The 14,900-nt window shown below is 71.3% G+C and carries 16 protein-coding genes; 7 read left to right on the forward strand and 9 right to left on the reverse strand.

Going from position 1 to position 14,900, the window contains the following annotated elements; translation table 11 throughout:
• From A4R44_RS44555 to A4R44_RS44570, 4 genes are all read left to right on the forward strand, one after another.
• Nucleotides 1-515 (forward strand): 2-keto-4-pentenoate hydratase (locus tag A4R44_RS44555; protein WP_232792071.1); only part of this gene is annotated, 515 nt, incomplete at its 5' end.
• A 2-nt stretch (nucleotides 516-517) separates the two neighbouring features.
• A complete protein-coding gene (locus A4R44_RS44560; protein ID WP_067595597.1) occupies nucleotides 518-943 on the forward strand; it encodes a RidA family protein in 426 nt (141 codons plus the stop codon).
• Nucleotides 940-1,464, forward strand: coding sequence for a 3-hydroxyanthranilate 3,4-dioxygenase (locus A4R44_RS44565; RefSeq protein ID WP_067595599.1), 525 nt, complete (start codon nucleotides 940-942; stop codon nucleotides 1,462-1,464). The genes A4R44_RS44560 and A4R44_RS44565 overlap by 4 nt, the downstream gene beginning before the upstream one ends.
• Nucleotides 1,465-1,466: 2 nt before the next feature.
• Nucleotides 1,467-2,441: an amidohydrolase family protein gene (locus A4R44_RS44570; RefSeq protein WP_067595600.1), complete on the forward strand. Its 975-nt coding sequence runs from the start codon at nucleotides 1,467-1,469 to the stop codon at nucleotides 2,439-2,441.
• Here A4R44_RS44570 and A4R44_RS44575 read toward each other — a convergent pair.
• Nucleotides 2,438-3,760 (reverse strand): NtaA/DmoA family FMN-dependent monooxygenase, encoded by a 1,323-nt coding sequence (locus A4R44_RS44575; RefSeq protein WP_095214012.1) that lies wholly within the window; start codon nucleotides 3,758-3,760, stop codon nucleotides 2,438-2,440. The two genes, A4R44_RS44570 and A4R44_RS44575, sit on opposite strands and share 4 nt — an antisense overlap.
• 16 nt (nucleotides 3,761-3,776) lie before the next feature.
• Entirely contained in the window at nucleotides 3,777-4,892 is a 1,116-nt protein-coding gene (locus tag A4R44_RS44580) for an LLM class flavin-dependent oxidoreductase (RefSeq protein WP_067595604.1), read from the reverse strand.
• A gap of 138 nt (nucleotides 4,893-5,030) precedes the next feature.
• On the opposite strand from A4R44_RS44580, the gene A4R44_RS44585 reads away from it, so the two are divergent.
• Entirely contained in the window at nucleotides 5,031-5,252 is a 222-nt protein-coding gene (locus A4R44_RS44585) for a hypothetical protein (RefSeq protein WP_198545680.1), read from the forward strand.
• Here the strand turns inward: A4R44_RS44585 and A4R44_RS47180 are convergent.
• Both A4R44_RS47180 and A4R44_RS44595 read right to left on the reverse strand, forming a co-directional pair.
• Nucleotides 5,249-6,028 carry a nitroreductase/quinone reductase family protein gene (locus A4R44_RS47180; RefSeq protein ID WP_232792072.1) on the reverse strand — a complete coding sequence of 260 codons (780 nt, stop codon included), beginning with the start codon at nucleotides 6,026-6,028 and terminating at the stop codon, nucleotides 5,249-5,251. The genes A4R44_RS44585 and A4R44_RS47180 overlap by 4 nt on opposite strands.
• 26 nt (nucleotides 6,029-6,054) lie before the next feature.
• Nucleotides 6,055-7,077: an LLM class flavin-dependent oxidoreductase gene (locus tag A4R44_RS44595; RefSeq protein ID WP_067595608.1), complete on the reverse strand. Its 1,023-nt coding sequence runs from the start codon at nucleotides 7,075-7,077 to the stop codon at nucleotides 6,055-6,057.
• A gap of 95 nt (nucleotides 7,078-7,172) precedes the next feature.
• Here A4R44_RS44595 and A4R44_RS44600 point away from each other — a divergent pair, with 95 nt between their 5' ends.
• Complete coding sequence (locus A4R44_RS44600; RefSeq protein WP_067595610.1) at nucleotides 7,173-8,144, forward strand: zinc-binding dehydrogenase; 972 nt, start codon at nucleotides 7,173-7,175, stop codon at nucleotides 8,142-8,144.
• A gap of 131 nt (nucleotides 8,145-8,275) precedes the next feature.
• Here A4R44_RS44600 and A4R44_RS44605 read toward each other — a convergent pair whose 3' ends face one another.
• From A4R44_RS44605 to A4R44_RS44620, 4 genes are read right to left on the reverse strand one after another with little or no spacing between them, the layout of a single operon-like run.
• The gene (locus A4R44_RS44605) at nucleotides 8,276-9,859 is read right to left on the reverse strand and encodes an ABC transporter ATP-binding protein (RefSeq protein ID WP_067595612.1); all 1,584 of its coding nucleotides are present in this window, start codon (nucleotides 9,857-9,859) and stop codon (nucleotides 8,276-8,278) included.
• A gap of 3 nt (nucleotides 9,860-9,862) precedes the next feature.
• Entirely contained in the window at nucleotides 9,863-10,687 is an 825-nt protein-coding gene (locus A4R44_RS44610) for an ABC transporter permease (RefSeq protein WP_067595616.1), read from the reverse strand.
• On the reverse strand, nucleotides 10,680-11,639 hold the full coding sequence (locus A4R44_RS44615) for an ABC transporter permease (RefSeq protein WP_067595619.1): 960 nt from the start codon (nucleotides 11,637-11,639) through the stop codon (nucleotides 10,680-10,682). Before A4R44_RS44615 ends, A4R44_RS44610 begins: the two co-directional genes overlap by 8 nt.
• Complete coding sequence (locus A4R44_RS44620) at nucleotides 11,636-13,213, reverse strand: ABC transporter substrate-binding protein (protein ID WP_093577167.1); 1,578 nt, start codon at nucleotides 13,211-13,213, stop codon at nucleotides 11,636-11,638. Before A4R44_RS44620 ends, A4R44_RS44615 begins: the two co-directional genes overlap by 4 nt.
• A gap of 324 nt (nucleotides 13,214-13,537) precedes the next feature.
• Between A4R44_RS44620 and A4R44_RS44625 the strand changes: the two genes are divergently transcribed.
• Nucleotides 13,538-14,758: an MFS transporter gene (locus A4R44_RS44625; protein WP_067595621.1), complete on the forward strand. Its 1,221-nt coding sequence runs from the start codon at nucleotides 13,538-13,540 to the stop codon at nucleotides 14,756-14,758.
• Nucleotide 14,759: 1 nt separating this feature from the next.
• Here A4R44_RS44625 and A4R44_RS44630 read toward each other — a convergent pair.
• Nucleotides 14,760-14,900: peptide-methionine (S)-S-oxide reductase (locus A4R44_RS44630; protein ID WP_198545681.1), on the reverse strand; the 141-nt coding region annotated here is incomplete at its 5' end.

Below are 14,900 nucleotides of genomic sequence, written 5' to 3' on the forward strand. Positions count from 1 at the left end.
TGATCATCGGCTCGCTGACCGACCGGATGCGGATCGAGGACGGCGGGATATTCGACGTCGGCCGCGGGGTGCATCCGCGGGTCGAACCCGAGGTCGCGTTCCGGCTCGGCCCGGACGCCGGGATCGTCGCCGTCGCGCCCGCGCTGGAGATCATCGACAGCCGGTACCGCGACTTCACCTTCAGCCTCGCCGACGTCGTCGCCGACAACACCTCGGCCTCAGCGTTCGTGCTCGGGCCGTGGACACCGCTCGACCAGGTGGCCGCGCTGGCCGTGGCCCTGCTTTTCGACGGCGAGATCGTCGCGTCCGGCTCGACCGCGGACATCCTCGGCGACCCGCTGCGGGCGCTCCCCGCCGCACAGCGGATGGCCGCCGCGTACGGGCACCGCCTGCTCGACGGGTCGGTGCTGCTGGCCGGTGCGGCGACCGCGGCGGTCGCGCTGAAAGCGGGCACGCACGTCGAGGCCCGGGTCGCCGGGCTGGGTTCGGTTTCCGTTCGCACGAAGGAGGGGTGAGCGTGGCGCAAGCCCATGTCGTCGCCGGGAAGGCGACGCCGCGCGGGCGGTTCCCGCACGTGAAAGTGGTCGGGGACCTGGTCTTCGTCTCCGGCACCAGCAGCAGGCGGCCGGACAACACGTTCGCCGGCGCGGAGGCCGACGAGTCCGGCGTGACCGCTTTGGACATCCGGGCGCAGACACGTGCGGTGATCGAGAACATCCGCGACATCCTGGCCGCGGCAGGCGCGGGCCTCGACGACCTCGCGCAGCTGACCGTGTTCCTGGTGAACATGAACGATTTCGGCGGCTACAACGAGGTCTACGGCGAGTTCTTCGACGAGAACGGCCCGGCCCGCACGACCGTCGCGGTGCACCAGCTGCCGCATCCGCATCTGCTCATCGAGATCCAGGCGATCGCCCGGATCCCCGGCAAGGAGGAACGATGACCGCCATCCCGCCCGTGTTCGACTTCGCGAAGTGGATCGAAGAGCACGAGGACGAGCTGAAGCCGCCGGTCAACAACAAGCAGATGTGGGCCCCGATGGGCGATTTCATCGTGCAGGTCGTCGGCGGGCCGAACCAGCGCACCGACTACCACCTCGACCCGTACGAGGAGTGGTTCTACCAGTACCAGGGCGACATGCACGTCAACCTGATGACCGAGGACGGCCCGCGGCGCGTCGACATCCGCGAAGGCGAGATGTGGATGCTGCCGCGGAACGTGCACCATTCGCCGCAGCGTCCGCAGGAGGGCTCGATCGGGATCGTGATCGAGCGCATCCGGGAGGAGGGGATGCTTGAGAAGTTCGTGTGGTTCTGCCCGGAGTGCGACGCGAAGGTGCACGAGGTGGAGCTGCAGGTGCGGGACATCGTCGACGACCTGCCGCCGGTGTTCGAGCAGTTCTACTCGTCCGAGGAAGCCCGGACCTGCGGCGCCTGCGGGACGCTGCACCCGGGGAAGGGCTGAGCGTGCGCGCGATCGACGTCCACAGCCATTTCGTCCCGCACGGCTGGCCCGACCTCGGCGAGGGAATGCCGTGGCTGCGCGCGGAAACCGAACGCGAGGCCATGATCATGGTCGGTTCGGCGGAGTTCCGCCGGATCCGGTCCGACTGCTGGGACGCGTCCGTCCGGCTGCGCGACATGGACGCCGACGGCATCGAGGCGCAGGTCGTCTCGCCGACGCCGGTGTTCTTCGGCTACGACACCAGCCCGGGCCACGGCGAGAAAATCGCCCGGGTCTTCAACGACCTCGCGCTGGAAATCTGCGCGCCCGCGCCGGACCGGCTGCTCCCGTTCTGCCAGGTTCCGTTGCAGGACACCGACGCCGCCTGCCGCGAACTGGACCGCGCGGTCGCGGCCGGGCACCGCGGCGTGGAGATCGGCAACCACGTCGGCGACCGCGACCTCGACGACGCGGGCGTGGCGACGTTCCTCCAGCACGCGGCTTCGCTCGGCGTCCCGGTGTTCGTGCATCCGTGGGACATGCCGGACGCGCCGCGGCTGGACCGCTGGATGGCGCGGTGGCTGACCGGGATGCCCGCGGAGACGCATCTGTCGATCATCGCGATGATCCTCGGCGGGGTGTTCGACCGGGTGCCGCCGAGCCTGCGGATCTGCTTCGCCCACGGCGGCGGGTCGTTCGCGTTCTGGCTGGGACGGCTGGAGAACGCCTGGCATCAGCGGGCGGACATCATCGCCACGTCGGAGAAGCCGCCGTCGGAGTACGTGGGGCGGTTCAGCGTCGATTCGGTGGTGTTCACCGAGGCGGCGCTGCGGAATCTGGTCGACACGCTCGGGGCGGGGCAGGTGCTGGTGGGCAGTGACTATCCGTATCCGCTGGGGGAGCGCCCGGCCGGCGGGGTGGTGCGGCGGGCGGAGTTCCTGGACGAGGCCTCGCGGGAGTTGTTGCTGCGGGGGAACGCGAAGCGGTTCCTGGGCTAGCCCAGGCCGAGGTGGTCCCGCAGCGTAGGCCCGCTGTAGTCCTCCCGGAACACCCCGCGTTCCTGCAACCGCGGCACCACCTGGTCGGCGAACTGGTCCAGCCCGCCCGGCGTCACGTGCGGGACCAGGATGAACCCGTCCGACGCGTCGGCCTGCACGAGTTCGTTCATCGCGGCCGCGACGGTCTCGGCGGAGCCGATGAAGTTCTGCCGTCCGGTGACCTCGATGATCAGTTCCCGGCTCGACAGGTGCTTCGCCTCCGCCAGCTGGCGCCAGTCATGCGCGGTCGCGATCGGGTCGCGGTGCATGCGGACGCTCGCGCGGCCCTTCGAGATCAGGTCGCCGACCACCGGGTCGAACGCCGGGAGCGGGCCGTTCGGGTCGTGGTCGCTGAGGTCGGTGTTCCAGAGCTGTTCGAGGAACTTGATCGCGGTCTGTTCGCTGACCTGCTGCAACCGGACCTCGTGGGCGAGTTCGTGCGCTTCGGCGTCGGTGTCGCCCAGTACGAAGGTCGCGGCGGGGAGGACGACCAGCTCGTGCGGGGAGCGGCCGTATTTGGCCAGCCGGCCCTTGACGTCGGAGTAGAACGCTTGGCCTGCTTCGAGGGTGCCGTGCCGGGTGAAGATGGCGTCGGCGGTCGCGGCGGCGAATTCGCGGCCTTCCTCGGAGTCTCCGGCCTGGATGGTCACCGGGCGGCCTTGCGGGCTGCGCGGGACCGGGAAGCGGCCGGAGATGTCGAAGTGGGCGTCGTGGTGGGCGAAGCCGCCGCCGTCGGCCAGGAAGCGGCCGGATTCCTTGTCCGCGAGGAGTTCGTCGCCGCGCCAGGAGTCGAAGAGCTCCCACGCCGTGCGCAGGAAGGTTTCGGCGCGGGAGTAACGCTGGTCTTGCGGCAGGAAGCCGCCGCGGCGGAAGTTTTCGCCGGTGAAGGCGTCCCACGACGTGACGACGTTCCACGCGGCTCGACCTGCGGAAAGATGGTCGAGGGAGGCAAATTGGCGGGCCACCTCGAAGGGTTCGTTGAAGGTGGAGTTGATGGTGCCGGCCAGGCCGAGTCGGTCGGTGACGGCGGCGAGCGCGGACAGCACGGCGAAGGTGTCGGGACGGCCGACGACGTCGAGGTCGTAGATTTCGCCGTTCTGTTCCCGCAGCCGCAGGCCTTCGGCGAGGAAGAAGAAGTCGAACTTGGCGCGTTCGGCGGTCTGGGCCAGCTTGACGAACGAGCTGAACTCGATGTGGCTGCCCGCTTCGGGGTCGCTCCACACGGTGGTGTTGTTGACCCCGGGGAAGTGCGCGGCGAGGTGGATGTGCTTGGCAGTCATGGACATCTCCCGGGACTCAGGCGGCGTAGCGGTTGGCCGGGCGCGGCAGGCCGAGCAGCCCGCGCAGGGTCGGGGCCTCGTATCCGGTGCGGAACGCGCCCCGGCCGCGCAGTTCGGGGACCAGCGCGCGGGTGATGGCGGTCAGGTCGTGCGGCAGGGCGCCGGGGCGGAGCCGGAAACCGGTCAGGCCGGCGGCGTGCCAGTCGAGCAGGAGGTCGGCCAGCCGAGCCGGGGTGCCGGTGAAGACGTGCGCGTCCGAGGCGAACTCGGCGCGGTCGTCCAGGCGGGCTTTGCGATCGGCCGCGGCGCGCTCGGTTTCGTCGAGGAAGACGACGAGGTCGGCGAAAACCTGAACGGGCGCAGCTATTTCGTCGATGATCGACGCGGCGTGCGCGCGGTCGTTCGGGGTCACGTACACGACGTCGGCCTGGCGGGCGGCGAGGCGATAGGCGTCGGGACCGTGCGCGAGCGCGGCGACGATCGGCTGGCCCTGCGGCGGACGCGGCGTGATGGACGGGCCTTTGACGGAGAACCAGCGGCCCTCGAAATCGATGTAGTGCAGTTTGCCGCGGTCGACGAACCGGCCGGTGGCGACGTCGCGGATTTCCGCGCCGTCCTCCCAGCTGTCCCACAGCCGGCGCAGCACCTCGACGTAGTCGGCGGCTTCCTCGAACAGTTCCGGCACCTCGGGCGGCGTGCGGCGGCCGAAGTGCCGGAACTCCTCCGGACCCCCGGAAACCTGCACGCGGACCCCGGCGCGGCCGGTGCTGACGTAGTCGAGCGTCGCGATCGCCTTCGACAGGTGGAACGGCTCGGTGTGGGTGACGACGGCGGTCGGGATCAGGCCGATGCCCGACGTCAGCGGCGCGATCCGCGAGGCGAGCAGCACGGCGTCCAAACGGGTTTGCGCGCGGTCGGCGCGAGCCGCCGGCCCGGCGGGGTCGCGCAGGGAGAGGAAGTCCTCGAAGGTGACGAAGTCCAGGTGCGCGGCTTCGGCTTCCTGGACCAGTTCGGTCCAGTATCCGGCGGTGAGCAGGTCGGCCGGGCGGGCGTCCGCTTCGCGCCACGCGGCCGGATGCCAGCCGGCGCCTTCCAGCGCGACGGCGAGCCGTGGTCCGGTGAGCCCTGTCATGCTGCGTCCTTTCCCCGTGGATGCCAGCAGTGTGGCGCGGAAACCGGGGCGGGGGCGACGGCAACCAGCTTCTGGGACAGTCGGCGGGAACGGGAATAAACCGGTTGCCCGGCGTCAGGCCGACGCGGTGTGAACCGGATGCACACCGGCGGAGCGGAAATCAACGACGACCTGGTCGCCCGGCTGGCGCGCGGGGCTGCCGAGATCAGCCACGAACAGCGCTGGCTCGCGCCGCGGCTGTCGGCGGCGTCGCCGGAAGTGCTCGCCGGAGGATGGCCTGGCGAGGGCTTCGAAGGGGCGGTCGGCCTCGACGCTTCGGGTGTACCGGAGGGCAGCCGTGGGCGTGGCCCTCAGCGTTAGCCGAGGTCGATCCGGATCGTCAACAGGTCGGTGCCGAACGCCCGCACCGCCGTGCTGTTCAAGCGCGGCAACGACTTCAGCCGCGCCCGGGCGTCGTCATCGGGGAGCAGGCGGGCGACCCCGCGCAGCCAGCGGCCGTGCAGGCGCAGCCGGACGCGCGGGTCGGCCTGGATGTTGCGCACGTACTGCGACCGCTCGCCGAATTCGGACACCAGCCAGAATTCCTGCCCGACGCGGCGGCCGCCGATCGGGGTCCGGCGGGGGAGACCTGAGCTGCGGCCGGTCGTTTCGAGCAGCGTCTGGCCGGGCAGCCGCGACAGGACGGGGTTGCCGAGCCGCCGCTGGAACGTCGTGACGATCCGGTGCTGGAGATCGCCGGGCCGGGCCGGCCCGGCGGCGTGCCGCAGCCGGGCCGGGATGACGAGTTCGTGGATCGGCACCGCCACGGCCCACAGCTGGCGGGCGGGGAACCGGTCGTAGGTGACTTCCGTGGTCCAGTACACGCGGTCCGCGTCGAGGTGCACGATGTTGCGCGTGGTCAGCAACGGCGAGGGCGCTTCCAGCACGACCCGGTCCGGCGTGGCCGAAGCGATGGCCCAGCCCAGCACCCGGTCCGGCGAGAGGCGAGTGGTCAGGCCGAGACCGAGCCAGCCCGCGCGCAGGAAGCCCCGCATCGGCGGCGGAGCGCCGTCCCAGACCGCGCGAGCCCACTGCAGTGCGTCGCGCTTGTCCCCGTCCGGGCGTTCGATGTCCACTGTGGACGTGAAATCCGGCACCTCGCCACGTTAGCACTGCTGGCCGCTCACGACGCCGGTTTCCAGCCCAGCTCCGGACCCAGCCGGGTGGCCAGGTCGGTGAGGATCTGCACGTAATCCTCGTGCTCGAAGGTGAACGGCAGTGCGAAGGCGACCTCGTCGATCTCGCGGAAGGCGGCGTGCCGGTAGAGCTGTTCGGCGATTTCGGCGGAAGTGCCGACGTAGTCGCGTGAGAACAGCAGTCCGCCCGGGCCCTGCGGGGTTTTCGTGCGCGGCAGGCGTTGCGCCGCGTAGTCCTCGTACTTCGCGCGCTGCTCAGCAGTGGCGCTGTCGGTCGGAATCACCACCAGGCCTTGCGAAACCCGAGCCCGCGCCCCGTCCGGATGGTGCGACCGGAACGCGCGCACATGCGAGAGCTGGATCTTCTCGAAGTCCGTCGAGCCCTCCTCGGCGCGGACGACGCTGCTGGTCAGGTAGTTCATCCCGGCTTGTCCGGTCCAGCTCGCCGACCGGGTGCTCGCGCCGCCGTACCACAGGCGCCCGGCCAGTCCGGGCGAATGCGGCTGGACGCGGCCGGAGAACGTCTCGATGCCTTCGACCCCGCTGAACGTCGCCGCGGGCTCGCCGCGGACCAGCGACAACAGCCGCGAGACCCGGTCGTAGCCGAAGTCTTCGCGGTCGCCGGTGTCCGGGTACAGCGCGCGCCGGACGTCCTCGTAGTGCGTCGGCGGGCTGACGCTCACGCCCGGGTTGAGCCGTCCGCCGGACAGGACGTCGACAGTCGCCAGGTCCTCGGCCAAGCGCAGCGGGTTTTCCCAGCCGAGCGGGATGACCGCGGTGCCCAGTTCGATCCGGCTGGTGCGCTGGGTCGCCGCGGCGAGCACGGCGACCGGCGACGAGATGCCGTACTGCAGGTGCCGGTGGCGGACCCAGGCGCTGTCGAACCCGAGCTGCTCGCCGAGTTCGAGCACCCGAAGCGTGGATTCGTGGCCCGGCCGCGGATCGTCGCCGTCGAACAGGCCGATCGTCAGGAAACCCAGTTTGCGCAGCGGATGCGTTTCGCTCGGCACGGCGGATCCTTTCTCGGGTCGGCCAATCCGGAACAACCGCGGACCAGCCCGGGTTGTTCCGGCTCGCTGACACTGAACACGGGGGAGTACGCACGATGCGAGCCTTGTCCATCACCCGCTACGGCGGTCCTGAAGTCCTCGAAGAGATCGAGGCGCCCGAGCCCGTTCCGGGGCCGGGCGAGGTGACCATCACGGTCTCGCACGCGTCCGTCGGGCTGATCGACGCGCTGATCCGCCGCGGCACGCTCGCGGAGTACGACTACGCGCCGAAGCCGCCGCTCGTGCCCGGGCTTGAGGTCGCGGGCACGATTCGCGCGGCCGGACCGGGGAGCGGCTTCTCGGCCGGGGACGAGGTCGTCACGCTCACGCTGCCCGGAATGGGCGGATACGCCGACGTCAAGCTCGCGCCCGCCGCTCTCGTCGTGCCGCTGGCCGGCACCGGCGTGGAGCGCGCGCAGGCTGTGGCCGGTCTGGCGAACACCGTGACGGCCTACCTCTCGCTGACCGAGGCGGTGCGGCTGCCGAAGGCCGCGCGGGTGCTCGTGCACGGCGCACTCGGCGGCCTCGCCTCCGTATACCCGGAGGTGGCGCGACTGCTCGGGGCGCGCGAGGTCGTCGGCACGGTCCGGCGGGCCGAGCAGGTCGAGGCGGCTAAGCGACTCGGCTTCGACCGTGTGCTGCTGTCCGGAGACCTCGGCGAGCTGGCGGCCGAGCGGTTCGAGGTCATCGTCGACCCGGTGGGCGGCGGCCTGCGGATCGCATCGCTGGACCTGCTCGCGCCGATGGGCCGGATGCTCGTCGTCGGCAGCGCGGGCAGCGAAACCGCGCCCACGGTGGACTCGAACGCCGTGTGGGGCAAGAACATCGGCGTGGTCGGCTTCAACGTGGGCGGTTTCCTGGCCGCCGACACCGCGCCCGCCCGCCCCGCCGCGGACGCCGTGTTGCCGCTGTACACCGACGGCCGGATCCGGTTGCCGGTCACCGTCCTGCCGATGGCGCAGGCGCGCGAGGCGCACCGGCGGATGGACGAGGGCGAGGCCGTCGGCCGGCTGGTGCTCGCCAACTAGCCCCACCGCCAGGAACCGAACCCGCGCCGTGAGGCCCACCCTGAGGGAATCAGATTCCCTCAGGGTGGCCCTCACGGACGGTGCCTCCGCTCCGGGAGCGTGGTTTCGGGTGTCCGGTAGCACGGCGGACGTCACGCGCGCACCTGCTCGCCGCCGGGGATCGCGGCCAGCAGGTCGCGGGTGTACTGCTCGCGCGGCCGCAGCAGGACGTCGTCGGCCGGGCCGGATTCGAGGAGCTTGCCCTGGCGCATCACCCCGACCTGGTCGGCGATCTCCCGCACCACGGCCAGGTCGTGGGTGATGAACAGGTACGTCAGGCCGAGTTCGTCCTGCAGCTCCACCAGCAGGTTCAGGATCTGCGCCTGCACCGAGACGTCCAAAGCGGACACCGGCTCGTCCAGCACGACGAGATCCGGCCGCAGCGCCAGCGCACGGGCGATCGCCGCGCGCTGGCGCTGGCCGCCGGACAGTTCGGCCGGTTTCCGGCGCAGCACGGACGACGGCAGCGCGACCTGGTCCGCCAGTTCGGCGACCCGTTCGGCCCGGCCGCCGACGCGGAACGCGCGCAGCGGTTCGGCGATCACGTCCGCGATGGAAAAACGCGGATTCAGCGAGGCGTACGGGTTCTGGTAGACGAGCTGGAAGCGGCGGCGCAGCCTCCGCAGTTCGGCGGGGGACAGCCGGGTGACGTCCCGGCCGTCGAAGGTGACGGTGCCCGCGGTCGGGGTTTCCAGACCGGCCGCCATGCGTGCGGTGGTCGTCTTGCCGGAGCCGGATTCGCCGACCAGCGCCAGGGTGCGGCCGCGAGTGAGCCGGAACGACACGTCGTCCACCGCTTGGACGGCACCGGCGCGCGAGGAGACGAAAGTCTTCGAGACCGCGTCGAGGGACAGCAGGATCTCCGGACCCTCCGCGCGGCGGGGCCGGAGCGGTTCGCGGCTGAGACTCGGTGCCGCGGCGAGGAGCCGTTGCGTGTAGTCCTGCGCCGGCGCGGCGAGGAGTGCGCGGGCCGGTCCTTCCTCGACCAGCCGTCCCTCGGAGAGCACGACGATCCGCCCGGCCCGGTCCGCGGCGACGCCAAGGTCGTGCGTGATCAGCAGGATCGCGGTGCCGTCGTCGGCGGCCAGCTCCGCGAGGTGGTCGAGGATCTCCTTCTGCACGGTCACGTCGAGCGCGCTGGTCGGCTCGTCGGCGATGATCAGCCGCGGTTCGCCCGCGAGCGCGACGGCGATCAGCGCCCGCTGCCGGAGCCCGCCGGACAGCTCGTGCGGATATTGCCGCGCGCGCAGTTCCGGCCGGTCGACCCCGGCCCGGCGCAGCAGTTCCACCGCGCGAGCGGCGGCTTCGTTCCTGGCGGCCAGGCGGTGGATCAGCAGCACCTCGGCCACCTGTTCGCCGATCCGCCGGACCGGGTCGAGCGACACCGTGGGATCCTGCGGCACCAAAGCGATCCCGGTGCCGCGCACCTGCCGCCAGTCCCTTTCCGGCAGTGTGGTCAGGTCGCGTCCCTCGAAAGCGATCCGTCCGCGGCGGACCAGCCCGCCGCGCGGCAGCAGCCCGATCGCGGCGTGCGCGGTGGTGCTCTTCCCGGAACCGGACTCGCCGACCACCGCGACGATCTCGCCCGCTCCGACCCGCAGGCTCACGTCGCGCACGGCAGGCACCACGCCGCCCGAGGTGCGGTATGAGACCGCCAGTCCGCTGATCTCCAGCACTTGTCAGCTCCGTTCGCCGTCGAGCGCCCGGGAAACGCGGTTCGCCGCCAGCACGACGGCCGCGACGGTCAACCCCGGGAACGTGGTCATCCACCAAGCGGTGGCCAGGAAATTGCGTCCGCCGGCCACGAGCGCGCCCCATTCCGGCGACGGCGGGCTCGCGCCGAACCCGAGGAAACTGAGCGCGGACACTTCGAGCACCGCGGTCCCGACCGTCACCGTGGCCAGCACCAGCACCGGCCCCAGCGCGTTGGGCAGCACGTGCCGCCCGAGCACCCCGGCCCAGCGCACGCCGGACGCGCGGGCCGCCTCGACGAACACGCCGGACCGCACCCGCAGCACCTCGGCGCGCATCAGCCGGGCGAACGCGGCGAGGTTCGCGACCCCGACCGCGATCGCGACGTTCGTGGTGCCGAACCCGAGCGCGGTCACCAGCGCCAGCGACAGCAGGATCGCCGGAACCGCCTGGAGGACGTCGACGATCCGCATCACGACCGCGTCGAGCCATCCGCCGCGGAACCCGGCGAGCAGCCCCAGCGCGGATCCGGCGGCGAAGGCGACCAGGACCGCGAGCACGGTCGCCCGCAGGGACAATCCGGCTCCGTGCACGACGCGGGCGAACACGTCGCGACCGGTTTCGTCGGTGCCGAACAGGTGGCTGAGCGACGGGCCTTGGAGCCGTTCGGACGGGATGCCGGTGATCGGGTCCTGGCCGGTGAGCAGGGCGGGGGCGAAGGCCGCGATCAGCACGGCGGCGAGCACGACCCCGGAGAGGAGCAGGCCTGGGCGGCGGAGGAGAAACCGTTGGGACAGCACAGCTTCAGACATGCGCGGACACCTCCTTGCGCACGGACACCCGCGGGTCCAGCAGCGGGTACACGAGGTCGACGACCAGGTTGAGCACCACGAAGAAGAACGCGGCGAGCACGATCACCGCCTGCACCACGGGCACGTCCTGCGCGGTCACCGCCGACGCGGTCACCCGGCCGAGCCCGTCGCGGGAGAACACGGTTTCGGTCACCACCGAACCGGCCAGCAGGTTGCCCGCGACCACGCCCACCAGGGTGAGCGCGGGCAGTCCGGCGTTGCGCAGCGCGTGTCCGAAGTGGACTCGACGACGGCTCGCGCCCTTCGCGCGCACGACCTCGATGTACGGCTCGGCGAGCTGCGTTCGCAGGCTCTTCGCCAGCACCTGCGCGATGATCGCCCCGGTCGGCAGGGAGAGCGTGACGGCCGGGAGGACGAGCGACGCGAAACCGGTCGACCCGAGTGCCGGGAAGAGGCGCAGCTGGAAGGAGAACAGCTGGATCAGCAGCAGCCCGACCCAGAACGTCGGCAGCGAGGTGCCCAGCGGCGGCAGCGAAAGCAGCAGCTGGCTCACCCAGCGGGAGCGGGTGAAGGTGCCCAGCACGGCGATCCCGCCGCCGAAGACGATCGCGAGCACTAATGCCAGCCCGGAGACGGCGAGCGTCGGCGGCAATGCGGTGAGGACCTGGTGCGTGGCGTCGTCGCCGGTGGCCACCGATGTGCCGAAGTCGCCGTGCAGCGCGGCGAGGAGGTGCTTGCCGTACTGCACGAGGACCGGGTCGTCCAGCCCGTACTCGGCGCGCAGGGCGGCGATCTGCGCCGGCGACGCGCTGGGACCGCCCTCGGCCGAGCCGAGTTTGGTCAGCACCGCGTCGCCGGGCAGCAGGTACAGGATGACGAACGACAGCGTGAACGCCGCCCACAGCACCACTACGGCCTGCAGAACGCGGCGAAGCAGCGGGAAGCTCTTCACGAGCCCGAGACCCAGGCGTCGAACAGCTGCAGCCGCGAGGAAGCCTCGAAGCCGACGTCGTGCGCGTTCGGGCCGACGCCGAGCACCTGCGTCAGCTCGAACACCGGGATCGCGTAGGCCTGCTCCACGATGGTCCGCTGCGCCTTTTCCGCCGCGGGCTTGCGCTTCGCGGGGTCGACGGTCGCGGACTGTTCGGCGAGCGACGCGTCGAGCGGGTTGTCCGCTGGCAGCTTGCTGCGGTTGTTCGTCTTCGTGGAGAACTGCTGGCGCAGGATGTCCGGGTCGGCGCGGGTGACGTTGTACCAGAGGAAGTCGTACTGGCCGGCCTGCTGCAGGCGGGTGACCTCGGCGTTGGTGTGCAGCTCGATCTTGAGGTCGAAGCCGATCTTGCGCAGTTGCTGCTGGATCAGCTCCAGCACGCTCTGGTTCTGGTTGAACACCGGGGAGAACAGCACGGACGCGGTCAGCCGCTGCCCGTTCTTGGTCCGGATCCCGTCCGGGCCGGGGACCCAGCCGTCGGACTGCAGCAGCGCCTGTGCGCCCGCCGGGTCGTAGGCGAGTTCCTTGGACAGATCGGTGTACAGCGGCGTCGCGGAGCCGAGGATGCTCGTGGCGGGCTTGTAGTTCGGGGTGAGCACGGTGCTGGTGACCTCGGGCCGGTTCACGCCCTTCGACACCGCCTGGCGCACCTTCTGGTCGGCGAGGACGCCGCGGGTCACGTTCGCGTGCAGGTTGAACACGATGCCCGGGTTCGGCCGCACTGGCTCGGCGAAGCCGTTGCCGGAGAACTGCGGTTCGTCCACCGGCTGGACGTCGGTGATCGCGTCGAGCTGGCCGGAGGTCAGGCTGCCCGACCGCACGCCCGGTTCCGGCACCACGCGGAAATCGATCTTGTCGACGTACGCCTCGCCCTGGTGCCGCCACAACGGCGAACCCCAGTGGTAGCCGGTGCGCTTGCTGAGCACGATGTCCTGGTTCGGCTTGAGGCTGGTGAACACGAACGGACCCGAGCCGATCAGTCCGGCGCCCTGGCAGCGCTGCTCGGCGGTGCGCCGGAAGGCCGCGGGCGCGAGCACGCCGAGCGACATCGTGGAGCTGGCCTGGAGGAACTGTGCGCTGGGCTGGGTGAAATCGAGCCGGACGGTGGCCGGGTCGACCACCGTCGCGCCGCGGTAGGCGGCCAGGTAGCTGGACCCGAGCAAAGCCTTCGCGCCGAGCGCTTTGATGCCGTCGAAGCTGGTCTTCACCGCGGCGGCGTCCACCGGGGAGCCGTCGGAGAAGGTCGCGCCGGAGCGGAGGTGGAAGGTGAAGCTCGTGGAGTCGGGGCTGACCGTCCAGCGGTCGGCGAGCCAGGGCGTGATCGCGCCGGTTTCCGGGTCCTGGTCGGTGAGCGAATCGACCAGCTGACGGCCGACGTTCACCGAGGCGTTGGTGCTGACCTGCTGCGGGTCGATGCAGTCCGGATTGGACGAGATGCCCAGCCGGAGCGTGCCGCCCGGGCGCGGGGGACCGGCGTCCTGCGGACTGGCGCCGCCCGCCGTGCCGCACGCGGCGAGCAGCAGCGGAAGGGCCAGCGCGAAGGCGGAACGGGACCGCGCGCGGGCAGGACGGCCGGGTCGGGGCGGGGTGTGGCGGGGCACGGAATTCCTCCAGCGGGGACGGAACGGATGCGTCCAGCTCAACCGTTCGCGGCGGTTCGCTGAAGCCCGTCCCAGCAGGTGAACCGCTGTCCCGCGATCCGGCCGGGAGCTCGGATTCCGGTTGACGGACAAGGGAAAGCGTGGCCCGCGCCCGCGTGATAACCGGTGCGGTTTTGTTCGGCGAGGAGGTCCGGAGAACGGGAGCGCACGCCGGTGTGCTGCGGAAAACCAGTTGCGCCGCGGGGGAGACTGGCGGGCATGGCGGGGTGGGGTGGGAGCGGGTCGGCTTGGGTCCGGCTGCAAGCGGTGGCGGTGTCCGGTTCGACCTGTGAAGGGCTTTTGCTCGCGGCGCTGCCTTTGCTGGCGGTCTCGATCACCACCGACCCGCGTGCGGTGTCGCTGGTGAACGTCGCCGGGCAAGCGCCGTGGCTGCTGCTTTCGCTGTTCGCCGGAGTGGTGATCGACCGGGTCCGGCGGACGGCCGTGCTCGCTTCGGCGTACGCGGTGCAGATCGCCGCCGCGCTTACGTTGGCGCTGCTCGGTTCCACTGGTTCGCTGAGCCTGCCCGCGCTGCTGGTGGTGGCGTTCGTGCTCACCACGGCGCAGGTGTTCGGCGACGGCGCGGCGGGCTCGGTGGTCCCCGAGGTCGTGACGCCGGATCAGCTCACCATGGCCAACTCCCGGCTGCAGGTGATCGATCGCGGCATGGTCCAGTTCGTGGTGCCGCCGGCGACCGGGCTGCTGATCGGGATCGGTGCGGGGCTGCCCGCGTGGCTGGCGGCCGTCGCCGCGCTGGTCGCGTTGCTGCTCGCGCGCGGGATCCCGTCCGCGAAACCGGTGCGCACGCCCGCGCATCCGCTGAAGGACGTGACGGCCGGGCTGCGCTATCTGGTCGGCACGCCGCTGTTGCGGTCGATCACCGTCGCGGTCGCGCTGGGGTCGTTCGCGGCGGCCGCGGGCAACTCGATGCTCGTCCTGTACGCCACGCAGGAACTGCGTCTCGCGCCGTTCGGCTACGGCGTGCTGCTGGCCTGTCTGGCGGTCGGCTGGGTGGTGTCGTCGTTCTTCGTGGACCGGTTCGTGCGCCGGTTCGGCTACTCGACGGCGATGCGGATCGCGCAGGCGTGCGCGGTGCTGAGCCAGCTGCTGATCGCGATCGTGCCGCCGTGGCCGGTGCTGGTCGGCGCGGTGCTGATCTTCCTCACCGCGACGACGTTGGTGTGGAACGTGTGCTCGCAGTCCAGCAGGCAGCGGTTCACGCCGCCGGAGCTGCTCGGGCGCGTGCTGACCAGCCATCGCGCGCTGGCCTGGGGCCTGACGCCGCTGGGCGCGCTCGCCGGCGGGTTCGCGGCGGTGCACTGGAGCTTGCGCGGGGTGTGGGTGATGGCGGCGGCGGTCCAGTTGCTCGGGACGTCGCTGGTGTGGCGGCGGCTGAGCCCGGCGGCGTTCCGGGAGGCCGCGGCCGCGATGGCGCGCTGAGTCAGGCGCGCTTCGGCAGCTTCCAGCCGGGACGGGGGAAGTGGCAGGTGTAGCCGTGCGGGTAGCGCTGCAGGTAGTCCTGGTGTTCCGGTTCGGCTTCCCAGAAGTCGCCGGCCGCGGTGACCTCGGTGACGACCTTGCC

This window comes from Amycolatopsis sp. M39, from assembly GCF_001651785.1.
Taxonomy (GTDB): Bacteria; Actinomycetota; Actinomycetes; order Mycobacteriales; family Pseudonocardiaceae; genus Amycolatopsis; species Amycolatopsis rubida.

Coding starts and splice junctions, on each gene's coding strand:
- A4R44_RS44575 (WP_095214012.1), bottom strand. CDS start 3,760: ATGACTGCCAAGCACATCCACCTCGCCGCGCACTTCCCCGGGGTCAAC.
- A4R44_RS44580 (WP_067595604.1), bottom strand. CDS start 4,892: ATGACAGGGCTCACCGGACCACGGCTCGCCGTCGCGCTGGAAGGCGCC.
- A4R44_RS44610 (WP_067595616.1), bottom strand. CDS start 10,687: ATGTCTGAAGCTGTGCTGTCCCAACGGTTTCTCCTCCGCCGCCCAGGC.
- A4R44_RS44585 (WP_198545680.1), top strand. CDS start 5,031: ATGCACACCGGCGGAGCGGAAATCAACGACGACCTGGTCGCCCGGCTG.
- A4R44_RS44565 (WP_067595599.1), top strand. CDS start 940: ATGACCGCCATCCCGCCCGTGTTCGACTTCGCGAAGTGGATCGAAGAG.
- A4R44_RS44600 (WP_067595610.1), top strand. CDS start 7,173: ATGCGAGCCTTGTCCATCACCCGCTACGGCGGTCCTGAAGTCCTCGAA.
- A4R44_RS44625 (WP_067595621.1), top strand. CDS start 13,538: ATGGCGGGGTGGGGTGGGAGCGGGTCGGCTTGGGTCCGGCTGCAAGCG.